At 39.6% G+C, this 20482-nt stretch carries 14 protein-coding genes; 5 read left to right on the top strand and 9 right to left on the bottom strand.

All coding sequences use genetic code 11. From position 1 onward, the window contains the following. Nucleotides 1–52 precede the first annotated feature (52 nt). The 5 genes from ESZ39_RS06405 to ESZ39_RS06385 form a co-directional block, all read right to left on the bottom strand. Nucleotides 53–2302: a polysaccharide biosynthesis tyrosine autokinase gene (locus tag ESZ39_RS06405; RefSeq protein ID WP_146879082.1), complete on the bottom strand. Its 2250-nt coding sequence runs from the start codon at nt 2300–2302 to the stop codon at nt 53–55. Between the two features lie 80 nt (nt 2303–2382). Continuing rightward, nucleotides 2383–3510: a polysaccharide export protein gene (locus tag ESZ39_RS06400; RefSeq protein WP_146879081.1), complete on the bottom strand. Its 1128-nt coding sequence runs from the start codon at nt 3508–3510 to the stop codon at nt 2383–2385. Nucleotides 3511–4283: 773 nt separating this feature from the next. Further along, nucleotides 4284–4715, bottom strand: coding sequence for a low molecular weight protein-tyrosine-phosphatase (locus ESZ39_RS06395; RefSeq protein WP_146879080.1), 432 nt, complete (start codon nt 4713–4715; stop codon nt 4284–4286). Nucleotides 4716–5364: 649 nt separating this feature from the next. Beyond that, nucleotides 5365–5883, bottom strand: coding sequence for a transcription/translation regulatory transformer protein RfaH (gene rfaH / locus ESZ39_RS06390; RefSeq protein ID WP_146879079.1), 519 nt, complete (start codon nt 5881–5883; stop codon nt 5365–5367). Between the two features lie 209 nt (nt 5884–6092). After that, nucleotides 6093–8006 (bottom strand): polysaccharide biosynthesis protein, encoded by a 1914-nt coding sequence (locus ESZ39_RS06385; protein WP_146879078.1) that lies wholly within the window; start codon nt 8004–8006, stop codon nt 6093–6095. Nucleotides 8007–9419: 1413 nt separating this feature from the next. Here ESZ39_RS06385 and moaC point away from each other — a divergent pair. The 4 genes from moaC to ESZ39_RS06365 are packed head-to-tail and all read left to right on the top strand — an operon-like array spanning nt 9420 to nt 10855. Further along, nucleotides 9420–9911: a cyclic pyranopterin monophosphate synthase MoaC gene (gene moaC, locus ESZ39_RS06380; protein WP_146879077.1), complete on the top strand. Its 492-nt coding sequence runs from the start codon at nt 9420–9422 to the stop codon at nt 9909–9911. 11 nt (nt 9912–9922) lie between these two features. After that, a complete protein-coding gene (gene moaD / locus ESZ39_RS06375) occupies nt 9923–10171 on the top strand; it encodes a molybdopterin converting factor subunit 1 (RefSeq protein ID WP_146879076.1) in 249 nt (82 codons plus the stop codon). A 1-nt stretch (nt 10172) separates the two neighbouring features. Continuing rightward, the gene (gene moaE / locus ESZ39_RS06370; RefSeq protein WP_146879075.1) at nt 10173–10631 is read left to right on the top strand and encodes a molybdopterin synthase catalytic subunit MoaE; all 459 of its coding nucleotides are present in this window, start codon (nt 10173–10175) and stop codon (nt 10629–10631) included. Between the two features lie 17 nt (nt 10632–10648). Next, the gene (locus ESZ39_RS06365) at nt 10649–10855 is read left to right on the top strand and encodes a DUF1653 domain-containing protein (protein WP_146879074.1); all 207 of its coding nucleotides are present in this window, start codon (nt 10649–10651) and stop codon (nt 10853–10855) included. 686 nt (nt 10856–11541) lie between these two features. Here the strand turns inward: ESZ39_RS06365 and ESZ39_RS06360 are convergent. After that, entirely contained in the window at nt 11542–12510 is a 969-nt protein-coding gene (locus tag ESZ39_RS06360; protein ID WP_191321715.1) for an NAD(P)H-quinone oxidoreductase, read from the bottom strand. 144 nt (nt 12511–12654) lie between these two features. Further along, the gene (locus ESZ39_RS06355; RefSeq protein WP_146879072.1) at nt 12655–12924 is read right to left on the bottom strand and encodes an acylphosphatase; all 270 of its coding nucleotides are present in this window, start codon (nt 12922–12924) and stop codon (nt 12655–12657) included. A gap of 323 nt (nt 12925–13247) precedes the next feature. Between ESZ39_RS06355 and ESZ39_RS06350 the strand changes: the two genes are divergently transcribed. After that, entirely contained in the window at nt 13248–14438 is a 1191-nt protein-coding gene (locus ESZ39_RS06350; RefSeq protein ID WP_146879071.1) for a class I SAM-dependent methyltransferase, read from the top strand. A gap of 196 nt (nt 14439–14634) precedes the next feature. Here ESZ39_RS06350 and ESZ39_RS06345 read toward each other — a convergent pair whose 3' ends face one another. Beyond that, nucleotides 14635–14934 (bottom strand): PilZ domain-containing protein, encoded by a 300-nt coding sequence (locus ESZ39_RS06345; protein ID WP_146879070.1) that lies wholly within the window; start codon nt 14932–14934, stop codon nt 14635–14637. 82 nt (nt 14935–15016) lie between these two features. Beyond that, entirely contained in the window at nt 15017–19003 is a 3987-nt protein-coding gene (gene hrpA, locus ESZ39_RS06340) for an ATP-dependent RNA helicase HrpA (protein WP_146879069.1), read from the bottom strand. Nucleotides 19004–20482 lie beyond the last annotated feature (1479 nt).

Below are 20482 nucleotides of genomic sequence, written 5' to 3'. Positions count from 1 at the left end.
TTTTTTATCAGTAATCGAACTACAGCCTTGTAACTATATATATTAAAATATATTACTTGTACTCATAATTATAATAACCATAACTACTAGACTTTTTCTTTACCGCATTAAAGATAACACCTTTAATTTCTATACCATTTAACTCGAAGCGGTTTGCTGCGACAGCAATTTCTTTTAGGTTTGATTGGTTAAAGCGCGCTAGCATTAATGTAGTGCCAACATGATGTCCAATGATGGCGGGGTCGGTTACGGCTAATATTGGCGGTGTATCTATAATAACTAAGTCGTAGTCGTTTGATATTGTATTGATTAAATCAGTAAAGCGTTTACCCATTAATAGTTCTGAAGGTGTAGAGGGAACTTTTCCGCGGCTGATAAAGTCTAGTTTTTCAACATCTGTTTGCTCGATAGCGGTGTCTAATTCAATGTTACCTACTAAGTATTCAGACAGGCCGTTGTCAGATTTTTTAGTAAACATTTTGTGCAAATAGCCTTTGCGCATATCGGCATCAACCAGTAATACTTTCTTTCCTGCTTGTGCAAGTACCGTGGCTAAATTTGATGAGACAAATGATTTGCCTACGCCTGGGCTGGCACTGGTGATCATAATAATATTGTTTTTTGCTTCCAGCATAGCAAAGTGTAGTGATGTGCGCAGGCTACGTATTGCTTCTACTGCTAGGTCGCTTGGGTTTTCTTGCGCTACTAAGACTTCTTGGCTTATTTTCTTTTTACGGCCCGACTTTTTCTTTATTTGGCTTTTAAGTTTTAACTTTCTTACAAATTTATTTTGCGTTTCACAATCTGGAATGGTCGCATATACCGTTAAACCCACATCTTCAAAGTCTTGTGGATTAGTTACGCCGCGATTAAGCGCCGCTCTAACTAATACAAAGGCTACTGAGAACATACCACCTAGTAAGGTGGACATAACCACAATTAACGCTTTTTTAGGTTTAATAGGCGCACGGCCAACTACAGCGGTGTCAACAATATGAATATTACCTACCGTACCGGCACGTGCCACTCTAAGTTCTTGCTTAGTATTAAGTAAAGCAATATATATTTGTTGATTAACTTCAACATCGCGCGCCAGGCGTAGTACTTGCTGTTGAGTTTCGGGTAGGTTTTTAACTGACACGGTTAGCTGTTGCTTTTGATTAAGTAGTTCTTGCTTCTTTTTAATCAGCGAGACGTAACTGGGGTGTTCTTTGGTAAAGCGTTGGGCAATTTCAGCTTCTTTAAACGATAAGTCGTGGATACGGGTTTCTAGCGCCACCACTTGTTCTAAAATTGATTGTGTTTCTAACGATAAATCTACTGACTCGTTTGCTAAGCGGTATTGATTTAAAGCAACTTCGGCGGCGTCTAAATCGCCTTTTATTTTTGGTAATTCTTTTTCTAAAAAATCAATAGAGTTTTGCAGCTCTGCTGACATACGTTGTACGTTTTGCAGTAAAAATCCTTGGGTAATCACTGCTAAGGTGTTTTGCACTAGTTGCTTGTTCGCGCCTTCAAATGTGGCGTTTAAAATACCGGTGTCTTTACCTTGGCCTGACACTGATAATGTTTTTTGTAAATCGGCAATAACATCTTCACGGTAATCGCGTTTAAGTAAAAAACCGGTACCGGTTGCTGACTTTAAGCTGGTAATTAGTAGTTCAATATCGTTATTTTTTGTTTTGGCTAACTGGTTTACTTGTCCAGTTAATATTTGTTGTTGGTCTAAATAAAGCGTGTAGTTGTTATTACCTGAGTTTACTAACTCAAAGGTATTGTTTAAATACTGCGGTGCTACTGTAAAGTTAGCAACTTTAATTTTTTCACCGCCCCAGGCATAACTATTATCGAATAAACTAGCGATAACGGGGGTGTTAAACTTGGTGTTATTAGTATGGTGGCGGGCATAGTATCCTCCCAAGCTGCCTAAGTGTTTAGGCGTTACGGTAACTTCTAGGTTTAACTTGTCTACCGCGTAGCTTAATACTTTGCGTGACTTTAACAATGCCATTTCGGTTTCAGGGTTTTGCTCACCGCCACCTAACATTGATTCTAAATCGGCTACGCCGGGTAAACCGCCTGATGACTCTTCAATTTGAATTAGCGCGTCGGCTTTGTATATTGGCGTGGCTAATAAGGCGTAGCCAATACCGATAAGAGTGAAGGCTGTAGTAACCACAACGATTAACCATTTTTTATCTAACAGTAAGCCAAATAAACGCGTTAGGTCTATTTCTTGTGCGGCGTTATCGTCGTTTACACGAACTTTTTGTTTATTAGTTTTTATCGTTTGTTCGGTCATTTTAAACTCAGAGATATATGATAGTTATGAGTGACTGAAATAGGTGTCACTCGCCAGCAGCTGTTGGTGTGTTGTTTTGCTTATTGGATTACGTCTCTACGTAAATCGCTTAGATAGCGGATACTGGTAAATGTCGGTAATAGTTGCGTCATTACGCGATTCCAACGGGCAATGGGTGCTGATGTTACGTAGACAATATCAAGTGGTTGTAGTGCAAATTGGGTGCTTAGAATTAACATCGCGCCATTTGCTGCGTCTAGCTGAAATACGTCAACTAACTTGTTGGCTGTTGTTGAGGCCCGCAGTACAAAAATACCGCTGGCGTTGCTGGTTGATTCGTTAATACCGCCGGTGTTGTTTAACGCTTCGGCTAAAGTTAAACCGCTGCGGTCTAAGCGTTGTGTTGAGGCTTTTGCTACATCACCCATCACAAATACTTTTAAGGCGTCGTTACGGGGTACGTGAATAATGTCGTTGTGCTTTAATAAGCGGTTTTGGCTCATATCACCTTTTTGATAAAGTGCGTGTAAGTCTAGGCGCTCTTTGGTTGTGCCTTTTGTAGTTTCACGGGTCAGTGAAACCGAGCGCCAGTCTGCTAGCGGCCCTAAACCACCGGTGGCGTTTAGGGCATCTAGTAATGTCATGGGAACGTTGGTAATGGGTAAAATGGCGGGTTGTTTAACTTCACCGGTAATAAATGTGCGCTTTGAGCGAAACGCAGCAACGGCGACATCAATTTGTGGGTTTTCAATGTAGCGGCTTAAGCGTTTGGTGATAAGGTCACGTACTGTGGTTACTTTTAAGCCATCTACTTGTACTTTGCCTATATAAGGGTAGAACAAGGTGCCGTCTGAATGCACTACGTTACCTGACTCGCCGGCGCTACGAAACTGGCCTGCGGGTATGGTAAGTTCGGGGTGGTCCCATACGGTAATACTCAGTACATCGCCCTTACCTATAATGTAGTTATAATCACTTACTTGCGCGCTAAGCTCGTTGTTAACTTTTGCCACTGGTTCTGCGGCTTTAAGCTCGGCTAATACTTTAGGGGTAATGAATTTAGCGTTAACCAGCGGAGAAATATCAAACGCTTCTTCATTGTCGGCTAGTTCGGCGTTATTTAGATGGCCACCAGGGACTAAGGTACAAGCAGAAGTTAAGGTGGCAAGTAAAACGATAGTAAGTAATTTAGTATTGATTTTATTCATAATTTTTTATTTATAGTTTTATTTTATTGCTGTGGGGATTATAAGTTAGAAACTTGATCACTGTGTAGGTGAGAGTTACTTGGTTTATATATGACGATTCTGATTATACTGTTTTTTGTGGTTTGTTACAGCTAGTTGTTTGTTTTGTGTTGGTTCTGTGTTGGTTCTGTGTATGTTTTGTGTTGGTTTTGTGTATGTTCGATGTAGGTTGGACTTTAGTCCATCAGGTTAAATGTAATTTAACTGTTTTTGTTATAAATCATGTTCTACAAAAATAATACTTACTACAGGTGTTTGTTAACCTATTGCGTAATAGCTCGCTGAGCGGTTGACGGACTGAAGTCCGACCTACAAAAAATGCCCTGCTGCAGGTGTTTTTTCACCTATTGCGTAATAGTTCGCTGGGCGGTTGACGGACTGAAGTCCGACCTACAAAAAATGCCCATCGCGTTGGTAGCTCGCTGGGTGGTTGATGGACTAAAGTCCGACCTACAAAAGAATGCCCTGCTGCAGGTGTTTTTCACCTATTGCGTAATAGTTCGCTGGGCGGTTGACGGACTAAAGTCCGACCTACAAAAGAATGCCCATTGCGTTTGGGCGGTTGACGTATGCCCGATGTAAGTTGGACTTTAGTCCATCAGGTTAAATGTAATTTAACTGTTTTTGTTTGTTGCCCATTGCTTTGGTAGCTTGCTGGGCGGTTGACGGACTGAAGTCCGACCTACAAAGGGCCTGCAACCGGCCTGCAAAAACCTGCGTGGTTTGCTGAGACGTTACTTTAATTTTTTGGTCCAGGCTTGGCAGTTTTTTTCTATTTGGGTAAATGCGTGTTCAAAGGCTGTTAGGCTTTTGCGGTATGGGTCTGGTATTTCTTCATCACCATGCCATTTACCTAACAGCATAACTTTGCCCGATGCTGATGGGTATTGTTGCATTAGCACTTGTTGGTGTTTTTTTTCCATCACTAAAATCAGTTCAGCTTGGTTGATTATGTCGGTGCTTACTTGCCTAGCTTTGTGATTATCGCTGTTGTAGTTATGGCTGGCTAACAGCTGTGCAGCATTTTTTTCAATTTCGTGATCAACTAATGCGCCTATACCTGCAGAGGTTATGTCTTTGTCTGGCATCAGTTGTTGTAATATTCTTTCAGCGCTGGGGCTGCGGCATATATTGCCGATGCACACTATCAGTATTTTATCGAACATATTTTAAGTACTTTGTTAGGGGTTACGTTTGTATTGTTTGTACTATTGCTTGTGTTAACGGTTGCACTGCCGACTATTGTGTCATTTTTTTCGCTACTTAGCTTGAAGCTTAAGTTTAACCAGAAAAAAGTCAGTGTCCGTAATTTTATCAGGCTTGTTTAGGCACGCTTCCGCCCTTTGGTTTGGCTCCAATAGGCATTTTAAATCAGTTTTTAGTTGTCGTTATTGTTATTGTTATTGGAATAAATAATTGATCATTGTTAGGTGATCTATACATCCAATATCTGTGATACTTTCAATCACAAAGGCTAGCTATTGCTCGACGCCTTGTTGCGCAACACTTTATTGCGCAACACTTGATTCGGCAACACTTTATTCCGCAAAATATGACACATGCATTACTTTACTGGCTTACATCGACGTACACAGATTTATTTATGCTGTGACAATCAAGTGCCTTTTCTACATCAATCTAGCTACTTACTTTTGCTCTGGAGCAATAAAAACCTGTTCTTGACGCTTTATGTACACTTACTTAATCAAAGTGCTATTAGCTCTATACAGTGCTTTAATAAATAAGCGCTGGCGCTTGAGCCCTTATCTGTGGCCCTTAACTGCGGCTAACGCCTTACTAAATTAGTTAAGCCTGTTAAGCTATTTTTTCTATCGCTTGGTTTTCTATTATCACTTCGTTTTCTTGGCCGAGCATTTTAATTAATAGAATACATCGCTCTAGGCCATCTTTTGTTTTATATATTGCTTCTAGGCCTTTAAATGGCCCTTGGGTTACTTGTACGGTTTCACCCTGCTGGTAACTTAGTAAGTCGTCTAATGATTTATTGTCGTTACCGGCTATATTCTGTTTTATTTGCTGTATTAAACTCTCACTGAGTGTCGCAAGGTTTAAACCAAAGCGCACAAAGTGTCCAACACCCCGAGTAGAGCGAATAGCATTAAAATTTGCTTCGCTTTGATCAAGGTAGATAAATAAGTAATTAGGAAATAAGGGCTCTAACGCTAATGACTTAACTCCTTGTCTTTTTTTTATCTTTGCTACTTTAGGTAAAAAAACATCAAGTCCTTGGTTTGTTAAGTTGTCAAAAGCGCGCTGTTCTTCGCGTGATTTACTGGTTAATAAAAACCAATGACATTTGTTGTTATTTGACATACTTCATCCTTGCCATTACTCACTAAACCCGCGGTGCTGTTAATTATATTTTTAATACCTTAGGTCAAAAAACGCTATGGGTATTAGTTTACTTGTTTTGCATTTAACTGTTTTTTTGTGGCCCATTGCGTTAATCTTGCGCTTAACGGTTAACGGATTGAAATCCGACCTACAAAAAATGTCTATTACATTAATGGGTTGCTTAGCTTTTAACTTACTTGTTTTAGCCTGGCTTTACTCTGTTGCGTTTGATGATAAAGATAATCGCAAATGCCATCACTGGGCGCAAAACCTGTTGGCGCATTTAATAAAATATCTCTGATGCTGTGTTGGTCGAAATTAATACAAGCCAGTTGTAGTTTTTCAAGTACAACATTTAACTCAGACCAAGGTAAAAACACTTCATGCGCGCTCATAATGCGTTCATGCTCAGTTTTACCTACGTCGTCACCAATAAGTAATTCTTCATACAATTTTTCTCCTGGACGGAGCCCCGTTTCTATAATCGCTATATCACCATAAGGGTTCTTTTTGTTGATTAACTGCAGGCCTGATAAGTTGATCAACTTTGTTGCTAGGTCATAAATTTTAACTGACTTACCCATGTCTAAAACAAATACGTCACCGCCTTTACCCATTGCCCCGGCTTGTATAACAAGTTGCGCGGCTTCAGGTATGGTCATAAAATAACGTGTAATGTCTTTATGGGTTAGTGTGATAGGACCACCTTGTTTGATTTGACTTTTAAACAAAGGAATAACTGAACCAGAACTACCCAGTACATTACCAAAGCGCACCATACAAAAACGTGTGTGATGATTGTTATTAGCTAAGGCTTGTAAACATAACTCAGCCATGCGCTTTGTTGCCCCCATAACATTGGTTGGCCGCACGGCTTTGTCAGTAGATATTAAAACAAAAGTGTCAACGTCTGCAGCTATTGCTGCTTGTGCTAAATGCAGGGTGCCAAAAACATTATTGTTAACCCCTTCAACAACGTTACCTTCAACCATAGGCACATGTTTATGCGCGGCTGCATGATAAACGGTTTGCACTTTAAAATTTTTCAAGACTTTTTCGCTGACAAGCTTGTTCTGAACCCTACCTAAAATAGGAAATAGCTCAACGGTCAGGTTATTATTAAAGATGTAATTTTCAAGCTCTTTGTGAATCAAGTATAAATTAGCTTCACTGGCTTCAAACAATATTAATTTGGTCGGTGCTTGCAGTATTATTTGTCGGCATAACTCAGCACCAATAGAGCCACCGGCACCGGTTACCATAACCACTTTGTTTTTAATGTTGGCATTGAGTAAACTGGCCTTTGCCGGCACAGTGTCGCGGCCGAGCAAGTCTTCAATATTCACCTCAACAAAGTCGTCAATCTTAATTTTACCTGACACTAGGTCAGACATAACAGGCATTGCTAATATTTCAACTTTGATGTGGGCAAGTGAATTTAATATCCGAGCACGATTACTTCTGCTGTTACTGGGTAGCGCTAGCAAAATACGCTTAATGTCATATTTAACAATTAAACGCTCAATATCGCTAGGCTGATATACCCGCATATTATTGATAATAAGCCCTTTTAGTTTTTTATTGTCGTCAATAAAAAATTTTGGCAAATACTGAGAGCACTTTATTAACGAATTGACTAATTGAATGCCCTCGGTACCAGCACCGTAAACTAAGACATTGATTTTGTTGTTCTTCGAAAGTCTACTAGCCCAGCTGCGGACCATCAGGCGGCTACCACCAATTAAAATAAGTAAAAAAGAGCCGAAAATAATAGGCGTGGAACGCGGAATGTTGGCTTCAAAAAACAAGGCAGAAAGTGCGAGTACAATAGTTGATGTTACTACGCTTAGGCATACGGCAGTAATGGCCGTTGAGCTTAAATACCGAATAACTGCTCGGTACAAGCCTAAAGAAATGTTTATCATTATTGCAAAAGGTATAACCCAAGCAATTACTGTCCAGTAGCTAGCATTGTATATATCAATGCCGTTTTCAAAACGTAAAAATAATGCAAACCAAAATGACGACACAATAAAAAACGAGTCAATGAAGACACTTATTAAGCGTTTTATTGGTCTAGGCAATTTAAATATCATATTCATTAAAAAATCCGTTTAACAACAACAACAACAACAACAATCGATAAACATTGAAAGAGTCAGTTAAAAAAACAAAAAAATACGCGGATTTGACAAGGAACACATATCGAAACGGATTGTACACAAACCAACATTAACAGCCAAGTAAATCATTAATTTTATTCAATGTATTTTACAACACTTAGACACGAATTGTTACACATATAAACATTCTGTTCTATTTATTAACAATATCCTCAATTTATTAAAATCCAACTTTTAAAAAATTAAACATAAAATCAGTCCTTTAGCCAAAGTAACTTTAATTTTTTTGTAAGCAAAACGCCAGCCCGTCACCAAGCAGCAAACAATTATCACTATAATCCTGTGTAGGTCAAAATTCAGCCCGTCACCAAGCACCAAGCAAATATCACTATAATCTTTTGTAGGTCGGACTTCAGTCCGTCAACCGCTAAACAAACAACAAAAGTAATGATTAAACAAACACCCACAGCAAATACCACTATAATCTTGTGTAGGTCGGACTTCAGTCCGTCAACCACCAAACACGAAAAAACATAATGAGTAAACAAACACCCACAGCAAATATCACTATAATCTTGTGTAGGTCAAACTTCAGCCCGTCAACCACCAAACAAGCAAAAAACATAATGAGCAAACAAACACTGACAGCAAATACCACTATAATCTTGTGTAGGTCAAACCTCAGTCCGTCAACCACCAAGCAAGCAACAAACAAAAAACATAATGAGCAAACAAACACCCACAGCAAATACCACTATAATCTTGTGTAGGCCGGACTTCAGTCCGTCAACCACCAAGCAAGCAACAAACATTATGAGTAAACAAACACCCACAGCAAATACCACTATAATCTTTTGTAGGTCGGACTTCAGTCCGTCAACCACCAAGCAAGCAACAAACATAATGAGCAAACAAACACCCACAGCAAATATCACTATAATCTTGTGTAGGTCGGACTTCAGTCCGTCAACCACCAAGCAAAAACATTATGAGCAAACAAACACCGACAGCAAATATCACTATAATCTTGTGTAGGTCGGACTTCAGTCCGTCAAGCAGCAAGCAACAAAAATAATGAGCAAACAAACACCCACAGCAAATATCACTATAATCTTGTGTAGGTCGGACTTCAGTCCGTCAACCACCAAGCAAGCAACAAACATTATGAGTAAACAAACATCTACAACAAGTATTAAATGGAAAAATGTTGAGCATATACAACCTACTCTTCTGTTAAAGCCTAATATTTCATTGATTGCCACATAATAAAACCCACAGTAACCTTCTCAATAAAAATCATTAAATAATCACTAAAAAAACCTTCAAATAAGGTACTATAAACGGTAAATTTACATAAAGCTGAATAGCTAATAATTAAGAGAATATTTTTTGATGAGCGACGAATTTACTCATATTAATGCTAATGGCGATGCCCATATGGTTGATGTAACTGAAAAAGTTGTTACTGAACGCACGGCCATTGCTCAAGCCTATATTGAAATGTCTGCGCAAACCCTTGCGATGATTGTTGAAGGAAAACATCATAAAGGTGATGTATTTGCGACCGCCAGAATTGCTGGCATTATGGCAGCAAAAAAAACCAGTGAACTTATTCCGCTTTGTCACCCACTTATGCTGACAAAAATAGAAGTCGACATAATCGCTGAGCCAAAGCAAAACCGGGTAAAAATTACTGCACTTTGTAAGCTTTCAGGTAAAACAGGGGTAGAAATGGAAGCATTAACCGCCGCTTCAACCGCCGCTCTAACGATTTACGATATGTGTAAAGCGGTACAAAAAGACATGATTATTACCAATATCCATTTGTGTGAAAAACAAGGTGGGAAATCAGGTAGCTATCTTCATAATCCTGCGACTAAATAAAGGAGCTAATCATGATAAAAGTTTTGTTTTTTGCTCGCCTACGCGAACAATTATCCACCAATAGCTTGCAAATACCAGCAAGCGAGCATATGACAACAGAGTTGATTCGACAACAACTCGCTAGCACCGATGAATTATGGGCTAAGGTTATGTCGGCTGATAGCTTACTTGTTGCCGTTAATCAGCAGATCACCGATTGGTCACATAAGGTCAATACTGGTGATGAAGTCGCTTTTTTCCCTCCTGTGACTGGTGGCTAATATGATTAATGTACAACAAGATGATTTTGTGGTTGCTGATGAGTACCAAAAACTCGCAGATGACAACCAAGACGGCGCTGTAGTTACTTTTGTTGGTAAGGTTAGAGACTTTAACGAAGGGCTTGGAGTGCAAGGCTTATCGTTAGAGCATTACCCTGGCATGACAGAAAAAGTATTGGATCAAATAGAGGCCGAAGCGCGCGAACACTGGCCGCTTAATAAGGTTACAATTATTCATCGCGTTGGCGACTTAGCCCTTGGTGAACAAATTGTTTTTATTGGTGTCACAAGTCCACATAGAAAAGCGGCCTTTGCTGCCTGCGAGTTTCTCATCGATTTTTTAAAAACCAAAGCACCGTTTTGGAAGAAAGAACTCACCAGTGAAGGCAGTAAATGGTTAGAAGCCAAAGCCAGTGACAGTGAAACTTCACAGCAATGGTCGACAAAACTAACAAACTAGAAATAATGAGATTATTCATGCTAAAAATCGGACGTTATCAACATTTTAAAGGTAATTTTTACCAAGTACTACACCTAGCAACACACAGTGAAACAGAAGAAACCATGGTGGTTTATCAACCTGAATACGGTGAAAGAGCGATTTGGGTTAGGCCACTGGCTATGTTTGATGAAACCATAGAAAGAGATGGCAAACAGCTTAAGCGCTTTCAGTATATTGATTAAAGTAGTTAATTAAAACATGTAGGTTAAGGCGGTTAACTAAAAATGTAGGTTGGACTTTAGTCCATCAGGTTAAATGAAATTTAACTGGTTTTGTTATAAATGCGAGTTAAAAACAATACCTGCTGCAGGTGTTTTTTGGCCAATCACTTTAATTACCCGCTGCAGGGTTGACGGACTGAAGTCCGACCTACATAAAACCGCCTAACGCTGCTCCATCCGCCTACAGGCCATATGTGGGTGCAATGTAGGTTGGACTTTAGTCCATCAAGTTAAATGAAATTTAACTTGTTTTGTTATAAATGCGAGTTAAAAACAATACCTGCTGCAGGTGTTGTTTGGCCAATCGCCTTAATTACCCGCTGAACGGTTGACGGACTAAAGTCCGACCTACAAAAACCTACAAAAAACCTAAAAAAACCTAAAAAAACCGCCTAACACTGCGCCATCCACCTACAGACCATGTGTCGGTGTAATGTAGGTTGGACTTTAGTCCATCAGGTTAAATGAAATTTAACTGGTTTTGTTATAAATGCGAGTTAAAAACAATACCTGCTGCGGGTGTTTTTTGGCCAATCACTTTAATTACCCGCTGCAGGGTTGACGGACTGAAGTCCGACCTACATAAAACCTACATAAAACCTACATAAAACCTACATAAAACCTACATAAAAATAATGCTAATGACGCTAATCTATGATTAATATTAGTTTGCCTATGTTTTCATTATTCAACATCACCTGATGGGCATTTTCTGCCTCATGCCAGCTGTATTGCTGATAAATAACTGGGCTGATTGAGCCTACTTTAAGGCATTGATAAAAGTCTTGTGTAAATGCTTTAATTAACTTGGTTTTATATTCATTGCTTCGGCTACGTAACGTGGTGGCATGAATATTTACTCGCTTAGCAAGCATTTTAGCAATATCAATATTTTCCGCAAAACGGCCACCTAGCATTGACAACATAACAATATGACCATCTAGCGCACATACGCTAATGTTTTTATTAACGTACTCGCCGGCAACCACATCAATAATAACGTCATAACTATACTGTTGCTGTTTTGCCCAACTCACAAAATCAGTTTGGTGGTAATTTATCGTTTCATCTGCGCCTAGCGCTTTACAGGCTGCTACTTTATCTTCATTACCTACGGTAACGGTTACCGAGCAGTTAAGCTGTTTAGCTAGTTGAATAGCAGCCGTGCCTACACCACTAGCACCGGCATGAATAAGTACCTTAGCTTTGGGCTGTAAGTTAGCGATAGAAAATAAACATTGATAAGCGGTTAAATAAACTTCAGCTATTGCCGCGCCTTGGGCATAGCTTAAATTTTCAGGCAGCTTTATTAAGTGCTCGGTTTTAACTTTAACGTATTCTGAGTAGGCGCCGCCGGGCACGATAGCAAAAACCTTATCGCCAACATTCCAACTGGCTTGTTGCCCGCCAATAGCAGCAAGTTCACCACAAGCTTCAAGGCCCAGTATGCTTGATTCACCAGGCGGCGGTGGGTACTGGCCTTTTTTTTGCAAAATGTCGGCGCGATTAACACCAATAGCCCTAACTTTAATCAAGCATTCATCGTCAGCTATTGTTGGCTTGTCAATTTCATCAAGACTTAACTGCTGTTGTTCATTAATGGCTATATAACGCAATTTATTTCCTTTTATCTAGTGTTATTTATAATAGCCAGTCTGCCTTATTTAGCCTTAAATACCAACGTGATAAAGTTTATCTTAGAGTAAAATACTCATTTTGCTTTAAAACACAAATTTGCGCACGATGATAAAAATAGCAACTTAACTCACTGCAAAAAAATTATGTTCTTGAAATGCTACTTGCTTAACCTCAACATTCGTCACTTCTGCTTCTGGCGGGCCTTGTGCTAACCACTTGAGCATTTTATCAATATTTTGCTCTTTACCGCACATCAGCACTTCTACATTGCCATTAGTTAAATTGCGCGCGTAACCACTTAAACCATGCTCAATCGCAACTTGTTGACTAGAAACTCGAAAGTAAACGCCTTGAACTTTGCCACTGACATGTGCCATGTAACTTACATCCATTATTTTTCACCTTAAAATAAGCTTATTGCCATTGTTATACCAATCCCATTAAGTTATTACTCACTTGTACTAGTTAAAATAGCTCAAGGCTGTGTTGCTCTCAATCCCAATAGCCAGCTATTGCTCAATCGAGCGCCTTACCTTGAGTTATTTTTCCTGCGCACAACAAGATCACAAACTTAATGGAACTGGTATTATTGTTATTTCTGACTTTCATTCCCATCAAATTTTTGAAATGAAAAATAGTTAAAATAGACCATTGCACCCTTGCCATGCATTGACTACACTCGCGCCATTATTATTGTAATTACAAGTATAGGCCTATGTCAGCAAGAATTTATTTAAAAGTTGCTCGTGAGAAATCATTACGCCGAAAACATCCTTGGATTTTTTCTCAGGCAATTAACAAAATCAAAGGTAACCCTTTACTTGGTGACACGGTTGATGTCTTTGACAACAAAGGCAACTGGCTAGCTAAAGGCGCATATTCTCCAGAATCTCAAATTAGAATTCGAGTTTGGAGTTTTGATATTGATGAAGAAATTGACAGCAGTTTTTTTCGTAATAAATTGTTAAGCGCACAAAAAAGACGTGACTGGTTTATCGAAAGAGACGGTTTAACTGGTTATCGACTTATTGCTGGCGAGTCTGACGGCCTACCCGGTATCACTATAGATAAATACGACAACTTAATTGTTTGCCAACTACTTAGCGCCGGAGCAGACTTGCACCGCTATACCTTAGTTGAATGCCTTAAAGAGCTTTATCCGGGTTGTCATATTTATGAGCGTTCAGATGTTGATGTCCGCAAAAAAGAAGGTTTAGAACCGGTAACGGGTTGGTTAACTGAACCACAAGCGTCAACAGAGTGTATTATTGAAGAGTACGGTATTAAAATTCACGTTGATGTAGCTAAAGGCCATAAAACTGGTTTTTATTTAGATCAACGTGAATCTCGTCTTGCCGCAGGTAAGTATGCCCGTGACAAGAGTGTATTAAACTGTTTTTCTTATACCGGCACCTTTGCCCTGCATTGTGCCGCCGGCGGCGCTAAAGAAGTTATTAATGTTGATGTTTCTGAGTCAGCCTTAGACTTAGCCAAGAAAAACGTTGAGTTGAATGAATTAAGTGATAAAAATATCTCATTTGTTAAAGCGGATGTTTTTAAATTATTGCGTCAATACCGTGAAGAAAAACGTACCTTTGATATGATTATTCTTGACCCACCTAAGTTTGTTGAATCAAAGGCTCAACTGACCGGTGCTTGTCGTGGCTACAAGGATATCAACATGTTGGCTATGCAATTACTTAACCCTAATGGTATTTTATTAACTTTTTCTTGCTCGGGTTTAATGGAATCAAGCTTATTTCAAAAAGTGGTTGCTGATGGCGCATTAGACGCGAAAAGAAATGCTTACTTTGTTGATAGGTTACACCAAGCAGCAGATCACCCAGTGTCGTCAAATTACCCTGAGGGTTACTACCTTAAAGGTTTAGTCTGCCAAGTTGAGTAATGCGAAGTTGAATAATACCAAGGTGAATAATGCGAAGGTGAATAATACGAAGTTGAATAATACCAAGTGAGTTAATTGCCTGTGCAATTTTACTGGGTAGGATAAAACTACGGCGTTATAAAAGCCCTCTTTAACCACTGGGTATTAGTGGTTAAAGAGGGTCGCTAAAATTTTTCTAGCGACCCTCTTCACTCACTTAATCAATCTCAGTAATATTAACGCCAATCAGATAACAGTTTGCACTCTCTTCCGTTACTCTCACTACTTTGCCGGTAGCATTTAAAGGTTGTACCGCATTGTTGACCGACTGAACACTTATACGCACCGCTGTATTCATTGCTAATGGGTGCTCCATCTCAATCGCTATACCTGTTGCACTTAAATCACGACACGTAACTAAAATTTTGCTATTAGCCTCATCGTCAATAATGGTCAAGGTTACTTCACTGTTTAACATCATGCGATAAAAGTTCCGTTTATCATCGTAATTAGCCATCACTACTCCATTGCGTTTTTATCGTTAGTACACTTTTATTTATACTCATGGTAACGATAACTGTCAAATTATTGTACTAAAATTATGCATGTTCTTTGAGGTAGTTTACTATTCTTTTCGCTGAAATTGGAAAAGGTGTTTTTAAATTTTGGGCAAAAAGTGATACCCGCAACTCTTCTATCATCCAATAACCTTGCACTAATTCTTTACTTAAAGGTTGACCTTTAGGCTGTTGAGCAATAACTGTATCTAATGCGTTTTGCACTTTTTCAAGCTCTAACATTTTCAATCGGTCTTGATTAGGATCTATTTGCAACTTTTCTAATCGTCGTAACATTGCGCTTAAATAACGGGCTATATCATCTAAACGTTGATATCCCGCTTTAGTGATAAAGCCTTTAAACACTAAGGTCTCTAATTGGCTTTTAATATCACCATGAGATTGCACAACATTTAACGACATTTTACCTTTCATTTTTTTGCGTACATCATGTGCCAAACTTAATACTCGCTCAACTTTAATCGCCGCACTTAAAACACAATCGGCAATTTCTGCACGCACATGTTCTTTGCAAGCTTCAAACTCTGCTTGTGCACGAGGCAAGTCGCCGTATTCATTAACTAAAAATTGACAGCCGGCAACGATGCAATCATCCAGTAAGTCATTTATCGAGCCAAAGGGATTAAAATACAGTCCTAATTTAGCTTTATTGGGTAACTTTTCCTGCAAATATTTTATTGGCGACGGAATGCTCAGTAAAATAAGTCGACTGACTCCGTCAAGCATCGCTTGTTCAGCTAAACTTTCATGTTCAAATAACTCGATAGCAACCGACTTATTTTTATCCACCAAAGCTGGAAAGGCTTTGATGGTGATATTAGCGACTTTCTTTTCATAGCTTTTTGGCAAGCTTTTAAAGTCCCACTGGTCGATATTACTGCGTTCAATACCTTTGTCGGCGACCTTTTTAATCGACGCTTGCACCTTACCTTGTAAGCCTTCTTTTAATTCGTCAAGCTTGCGCCCTTGTTGGATCAATTTGCCATGTTCATTAACAATTTTAAAATTCATCGATAAATGTGGCACTAGCTCTAAGCCTTGCCAAGCACCATCAGGTAAACGGGCACCGGTCATTCTTAATAGCTGTTTTTCAATGGCGGTAGTTAATGCTTCATCAGCATTAGTTATTGCCGCTAAACAAGCTTCGGCGTAATTAGGCGCAGGCACAAAGTTGCGCCTTAATGCTTTAGGTAGCGCTCGAATCAATGCCGTAATAAGTTCAAGCCGTAACGCGGGGATCAACCAATCAAAACCGGTGTTTTCCACTTGATTTAATATCCCTAGCGGTATCAACACACTAATGCCGTCGTCGATATCACCTGGGTTAAAGTGGTAACTCAGCGGTAAAGTTAAACTACCTTGTTGCCAGGTTTCAGGGTATTCAGTGGCGGATAACTTAACCGCACTTTCTTTTAACAAGAAGGCTTTAGTAAAGTTTAATAGCTTAGCATCCACTTTTTTTTGCTGTTGCCACCAAGCTAAAAAGCTGCGTTGACAAATAGCACTTTCTGGTAATTTCTCAGTATAAAAATCAACTAACTGCTGCTCTTCAATCAAGAAATCTCTGCGTCGAGCTTTTTGCTCTAATGCTTCAATTTCATTAACTAATTGACGATTATCTTTTAAAAATGCCTCTTTAATCGTACTTTCACCGTTAACTAAAGCCTCACGAATAAAAATTTCACGACAGGTATCCGGTTCAATTTGATTAAAGTGCACACTACGCTTGGCAACAATAATTAGGCCGTAGAGTGACACTTGCTCAAACCCCATCACAGCGCCCTGCTTTTTCTCCCAATGCGGTTCACTGTAGCTGCGTTTAACTAAATGCTGAGCCAGGGGTTCAATCCACAAAGGGTCAATTTTTGCGGCCATACGGGCAAATAAACGGCTGGTTTCAACTAGCTCTGCCGCCATTAACCATTTGGGCGATTTTTTAGCTAGGGCAGAGCCTGGGAAAATAAAGAAGGTACTACCGCGTGCGCCGTTATATTCTCGGTTTTCATCTTGTTGACCTAAATGACTGAGCAAACCTGACAATATGGCTTGATGCACAATATCTACATTGGGATTGGTGGCGCTTTTTTCAGCTTCTTCCGATAAGTCTACTTCGATGCGGCTCATCGGAATTTTTAACTCACGTAACGAATGCGTTAGCTGACTGTAGATGTCTTGCCACTCTCGAATACGCACATAGGACAAAAACTCTTTTTGACACATGCGACGAAATTGATTATTGGTTAATTGCTTTTGTTGTTCTTCAACATAGCTCCACAATTTTAATAAACCAACAAAATCAGACTGTTTGTTTTTAAAACGGCTATGTTTTTCATCTGCTGCTTGTTGCTTTTCGTGTGGACGTTCACGTGGGTCTTGAATACTTAAGGCACTGACAATAATAAATATTTGTTCAATACAGCCTAAGTCTGCCGCGGTTAAAATCATTTTAGCTAAACGTGGATCAATAGGAAATTTTGATAAAGCGCGCCCTATTGGCGTTAAAGTGACTTTATTCGCCTTTGCGTCTATCGCGGCCAGCTCTTCTAATAATTTTACCCCGTCAGTAATGTTGCGGTTATCCGGTGGTTGAACAAACGGAAAGTCAGCAATCTCGCCGAGATCTAAGGCCAACATTTGCAATATAACAGTAGCTAAGTTGGTGCGAAGTATTTCAGGGTCGGTAAATTCGGTGCGATTTAAAAAGTCTTCTTCTGAATAAAGACGAATACAAACCCCTGATGATACACGGCCACAACGACCAGCACGCTGATTAGCACTGGCTTGAGAAATAGCCTCTATCGGCAAACGTTGCACTTTGGTGCGGTAACTATAGCGAGAAATTCTGGCGGTGCCTGGGTCAATAACATATTTAATGCCGGGCACAGTTAAACTTGTTTCAGCGACGTTGGTGGCTAACACTATATTACGGCCACTATGAGGTTTAAATATTAAATTTTGTTCAGCAACCGTTAAACGAGAATATAGCGGCAACACATTAGTGTGGCGTAAGTTTGCTTTTTCTAATGACCGTGCGGTATCGCGAATTTCTCGTTCACCGTTGAGAAACACTAATATATCACCACTATCATCAGCGCCTAATTCATCAACCGCATGAAGAATGCCTGAAATAATATCGCCATCATCATTGCTGTCATCACTTGCCTTGTTCAGTGGCCGATAACGCATCTCAACTGGAAAAGTTCGACCCGATACTTCAATAATGGGCGCAGGAACGCCGGCAGCACTGGCAAAATGTTGGGCAAACTTTTCAGGGTCAATGGTGGCTGAAGTAATAATAATTTTTAAATCAGGACGTTTAGGCAGAATTTGGCGTAAATAACCCAGAATAAAATCAATGTTTAAACTACGCTCATGCGCCTCATCAATGATTAGTGTGTCGTATTGGCGTAACAGACGATCTTTTTGCATCTCTGCCAACAAAATACCGTCAGTCATTAACTTGATATAACTTTGCTTGCCCACTTGGTCATTAAAGCGAACTTTATAGCCAACGGCGTCACCTAACTTGGTGTTGAGTTCGTCTGCAATACGGTTTGCTACCGTTCTGGCAGCGATACGCCGGGGTTGAGTGTGACCAATAATACCGTCAATACCACGGCCAAGCTGTAAACATATCTTCGGAATTTGAGTAGTTTTACCTGAGCCAGTTTCGCCAGCAATGATAACCACTTGATTTTCATCAATAGCTTTAGCAATAACATCAACATTTTGTGAAACCGGCAAACCTTCCGGGTAACTAAATTTAGGGACATTAGCGAGACGAAGTTGTTTATTTTCTATCGATTGTTCAATCAATAGCGCTATTTGCTGTAAGCTTTTTTCTTGCTTAACCGGGTCGGTAATATTTTTAACAGCCAATAAGCGTTTTTTAATACGCGCTTTATCAGATAATTTAACCTGCTCTAAAAGGTTGAAAAGTGATTTTACGGTGACGTTTTTATTAACTTTTTTAGTAGCAGTGGAATTTGCGGGGGTTGCAGTAGACAAGACAGACTCAAAACAGATAACAAAAAAGCTATATTAACAGGTAAACAAGGGCAAATGAATAAGTATATAACCACGCTAGTTGAAAATCGCCCGCTTAAACGTTAACAGACTATAGTTGGACCAAAAAAACAATGGCCAACGCTACATAATTGCTCGCTAAACGATTGACGGACTAAAGTCCGACCTACAAAGGATCAAAAAAAATTCAACGCTACGTAATCACTCGCTAAACAATTGACGGACTAAAGTCCGACCTACAAAACAATCGCCCACATGACGTAATCACCCGTAGGCCCGATGTAGGTTGGACTTTAGTCCATCAAGTTAAATGAAATTTAACCGTCTTTGGCGTAAATACTGACCGATAAAGATAAGAGCCGCTGCAAATATCTTTTACCCCATCGCCTTAATTGCTCGCTAAACGATTGACGGACTAAAGTCCGACCTACAAAACAATCACCAAACATGAAATTATCACCCATAGGCCCTATGTAGGTTGGACTTTAGTCCATCAAGTTAAATGAAATTTAACCGTCTTTAGCATAAATGCTGACCGATAAAGATAAGAGCCGCTGCAAATATCTTTTACCCCAGCGCCTTAATTACTCGCTAAACAGTTGACGGACTGAAGTCCGACCTACAAAACAATCACCAAACATGACATTATCACCCGTAGGCCCGATGTAGGTTGGACTTTAGTCCATCAAGTTAAATGAAATTTAACCGTCTTTGGCGTAAAGTCCGATTTACAAAGAACCGACAGATATCTTTTGCCCCATCGCATTAATCACTCGCTAAACGGTTGACGGACTGAAGTCCGATCTACAAAAAAAGCGCCCACATGACATTATCACCCGTAGGCCTTATGTAGGTTGGACTTTAGTCCATCAAGTTAAATGAAATTTAACCGTCTTTGGCGTAAATGCTGACCGATAAAGATAAGAGCCGCTGCAAATCTCTTTTGCCCCATCGCCTTAATCACTCACTAAGCAGTTGACGGACTGAAGTCCGACCTACAAAAAAATCACCCACATTAAATTATCACCCACATGACGTAATCACCCATAAGCCCGATGTAGGTTGGACTTTAGTCCATCAAGTTAAATGAAATTTAACCGCCTTTGGCATAAATGCTAAATGACAAAAATCAGACCTCGCTACAAATGTCTTTTACCCCATCGCCTTAATCACTCGCTAAACAGTTGACAGACTAAAGTCCGACCTACAAAACAATTGCCTAACATGACATTATCACCCGTAGGCCCGATGTAGGTTGGACTTTAGTCCATCAAGTTAAATGAAATTTAACCGTCTTTAGCATAAATGCTGACCGATAAAGATAAAAACTGCTACAAATGTCTTTTGCCCCATCGCCTTAATCACTCGCTAAACAATTGACGGACTAAAGTCCGACCTACAAAACAATCGCCCAACGTTAAATTATCACCAAACATGAAATAATCACCCGTAGGCCCGATG

This window comes from Colwellia sp. C1TZA3, from assembly GCF_007954265.1.
GTDB lineage: Bacteria > Pseudomonadota > Gammaproteobacteria > Enterobacterales > Alteromonadaceae > Cognaticolwellia.
Note: the sequence above shows the minus strand (reverse complement) of the source record. Positions and strands in the feature narration are given on the sequence as shown.

Excerpts from the sequence above, each read along its gene's own strand:
- ESZ39_RS06400 (WP_146879081.1), bottom strand. The coding sequence starts at position 3,510 with ATGAATAAAATCAATACTAAATTACTTACTATCGTTTTACTTGCCACC.
- ESZ39_RS06355 (WP_146879072.1), bottom strand. The coding sequence starts at position 12,924 with ATGGATGTAAGTTACATGGCACATGTCAGTGGCAAAGTTCAAGGCGTT.
- rfaH (WP_146879079.1), bottom strand. The coding sequence starts at position 5,883 with ATGTCAAATAACAACAAATGTCATTGGTTTTTATTAACCAGTAAATCA.
- ESZ39_RS06350 (WP_146879071.1), top strand. The coding sequence starts at position 13,248 with ATGTCAGCAAGAATTTATTTAAAAGTTGCTCGTGAGAAATCATTACGC.
- moaD (WP_146879076.1), top strand. The coding sequence starts at position 9,923 with ATGATAAAAGTTTTGTTTTTTGCTCGCCTACGCGAACAATTATCCACC.
- ESZ39_RS06385 (WP_146879078.1), bottom strand. The coding sequence starts at position 8,006 with ATGAATATGATATTTAAATTGCCTAGACCAATAAAACGCTTAATAAGT.
- ESZ39_RS06365 (WP_146879074.1), top strand. The coding sequence starts at position 10,649 with ATGCTAAAAATCGGACGTTATCAACATTTTAAAGGTAATTTTTACCAA.
- ESZ39_RS06395 (WP_146879080.1), bottom strand. The coding sequence starts at position 4,715 with ATGTTCGATAAAATACTGATAGTGTGCATCGGCAATATATGCCGCAGC.
- ESZ39_RS06405 (WP_146879082.1), bottom strand. The coding sequence starts at position 2,302 with ATGACCGAACAAACGATAAAAACTAATAAACAAAAAGTTCGTGTAAAC.
- ESZ39_RS06345 (WP_146879070.1), bottom strand. The coding sequence starts at position 14,934 with ATGGCTAATTACGATGATAAACGGAACTTTTATCGCATGATGTTAAAC.
- moaC (WP_146879077.1), top strand. The coding sequence starts at position 9,420 with ATGAGCGACGAATTTACTCATATTAATGCTAATGGCGATGCCCATATG.
- moaE (WP_146879075.1), top strand. The coding sequence starts at position 10,173 with ATGATTAATGTACAACAAGATGATTTTGTGGTTGCTGATGAGTACCAA.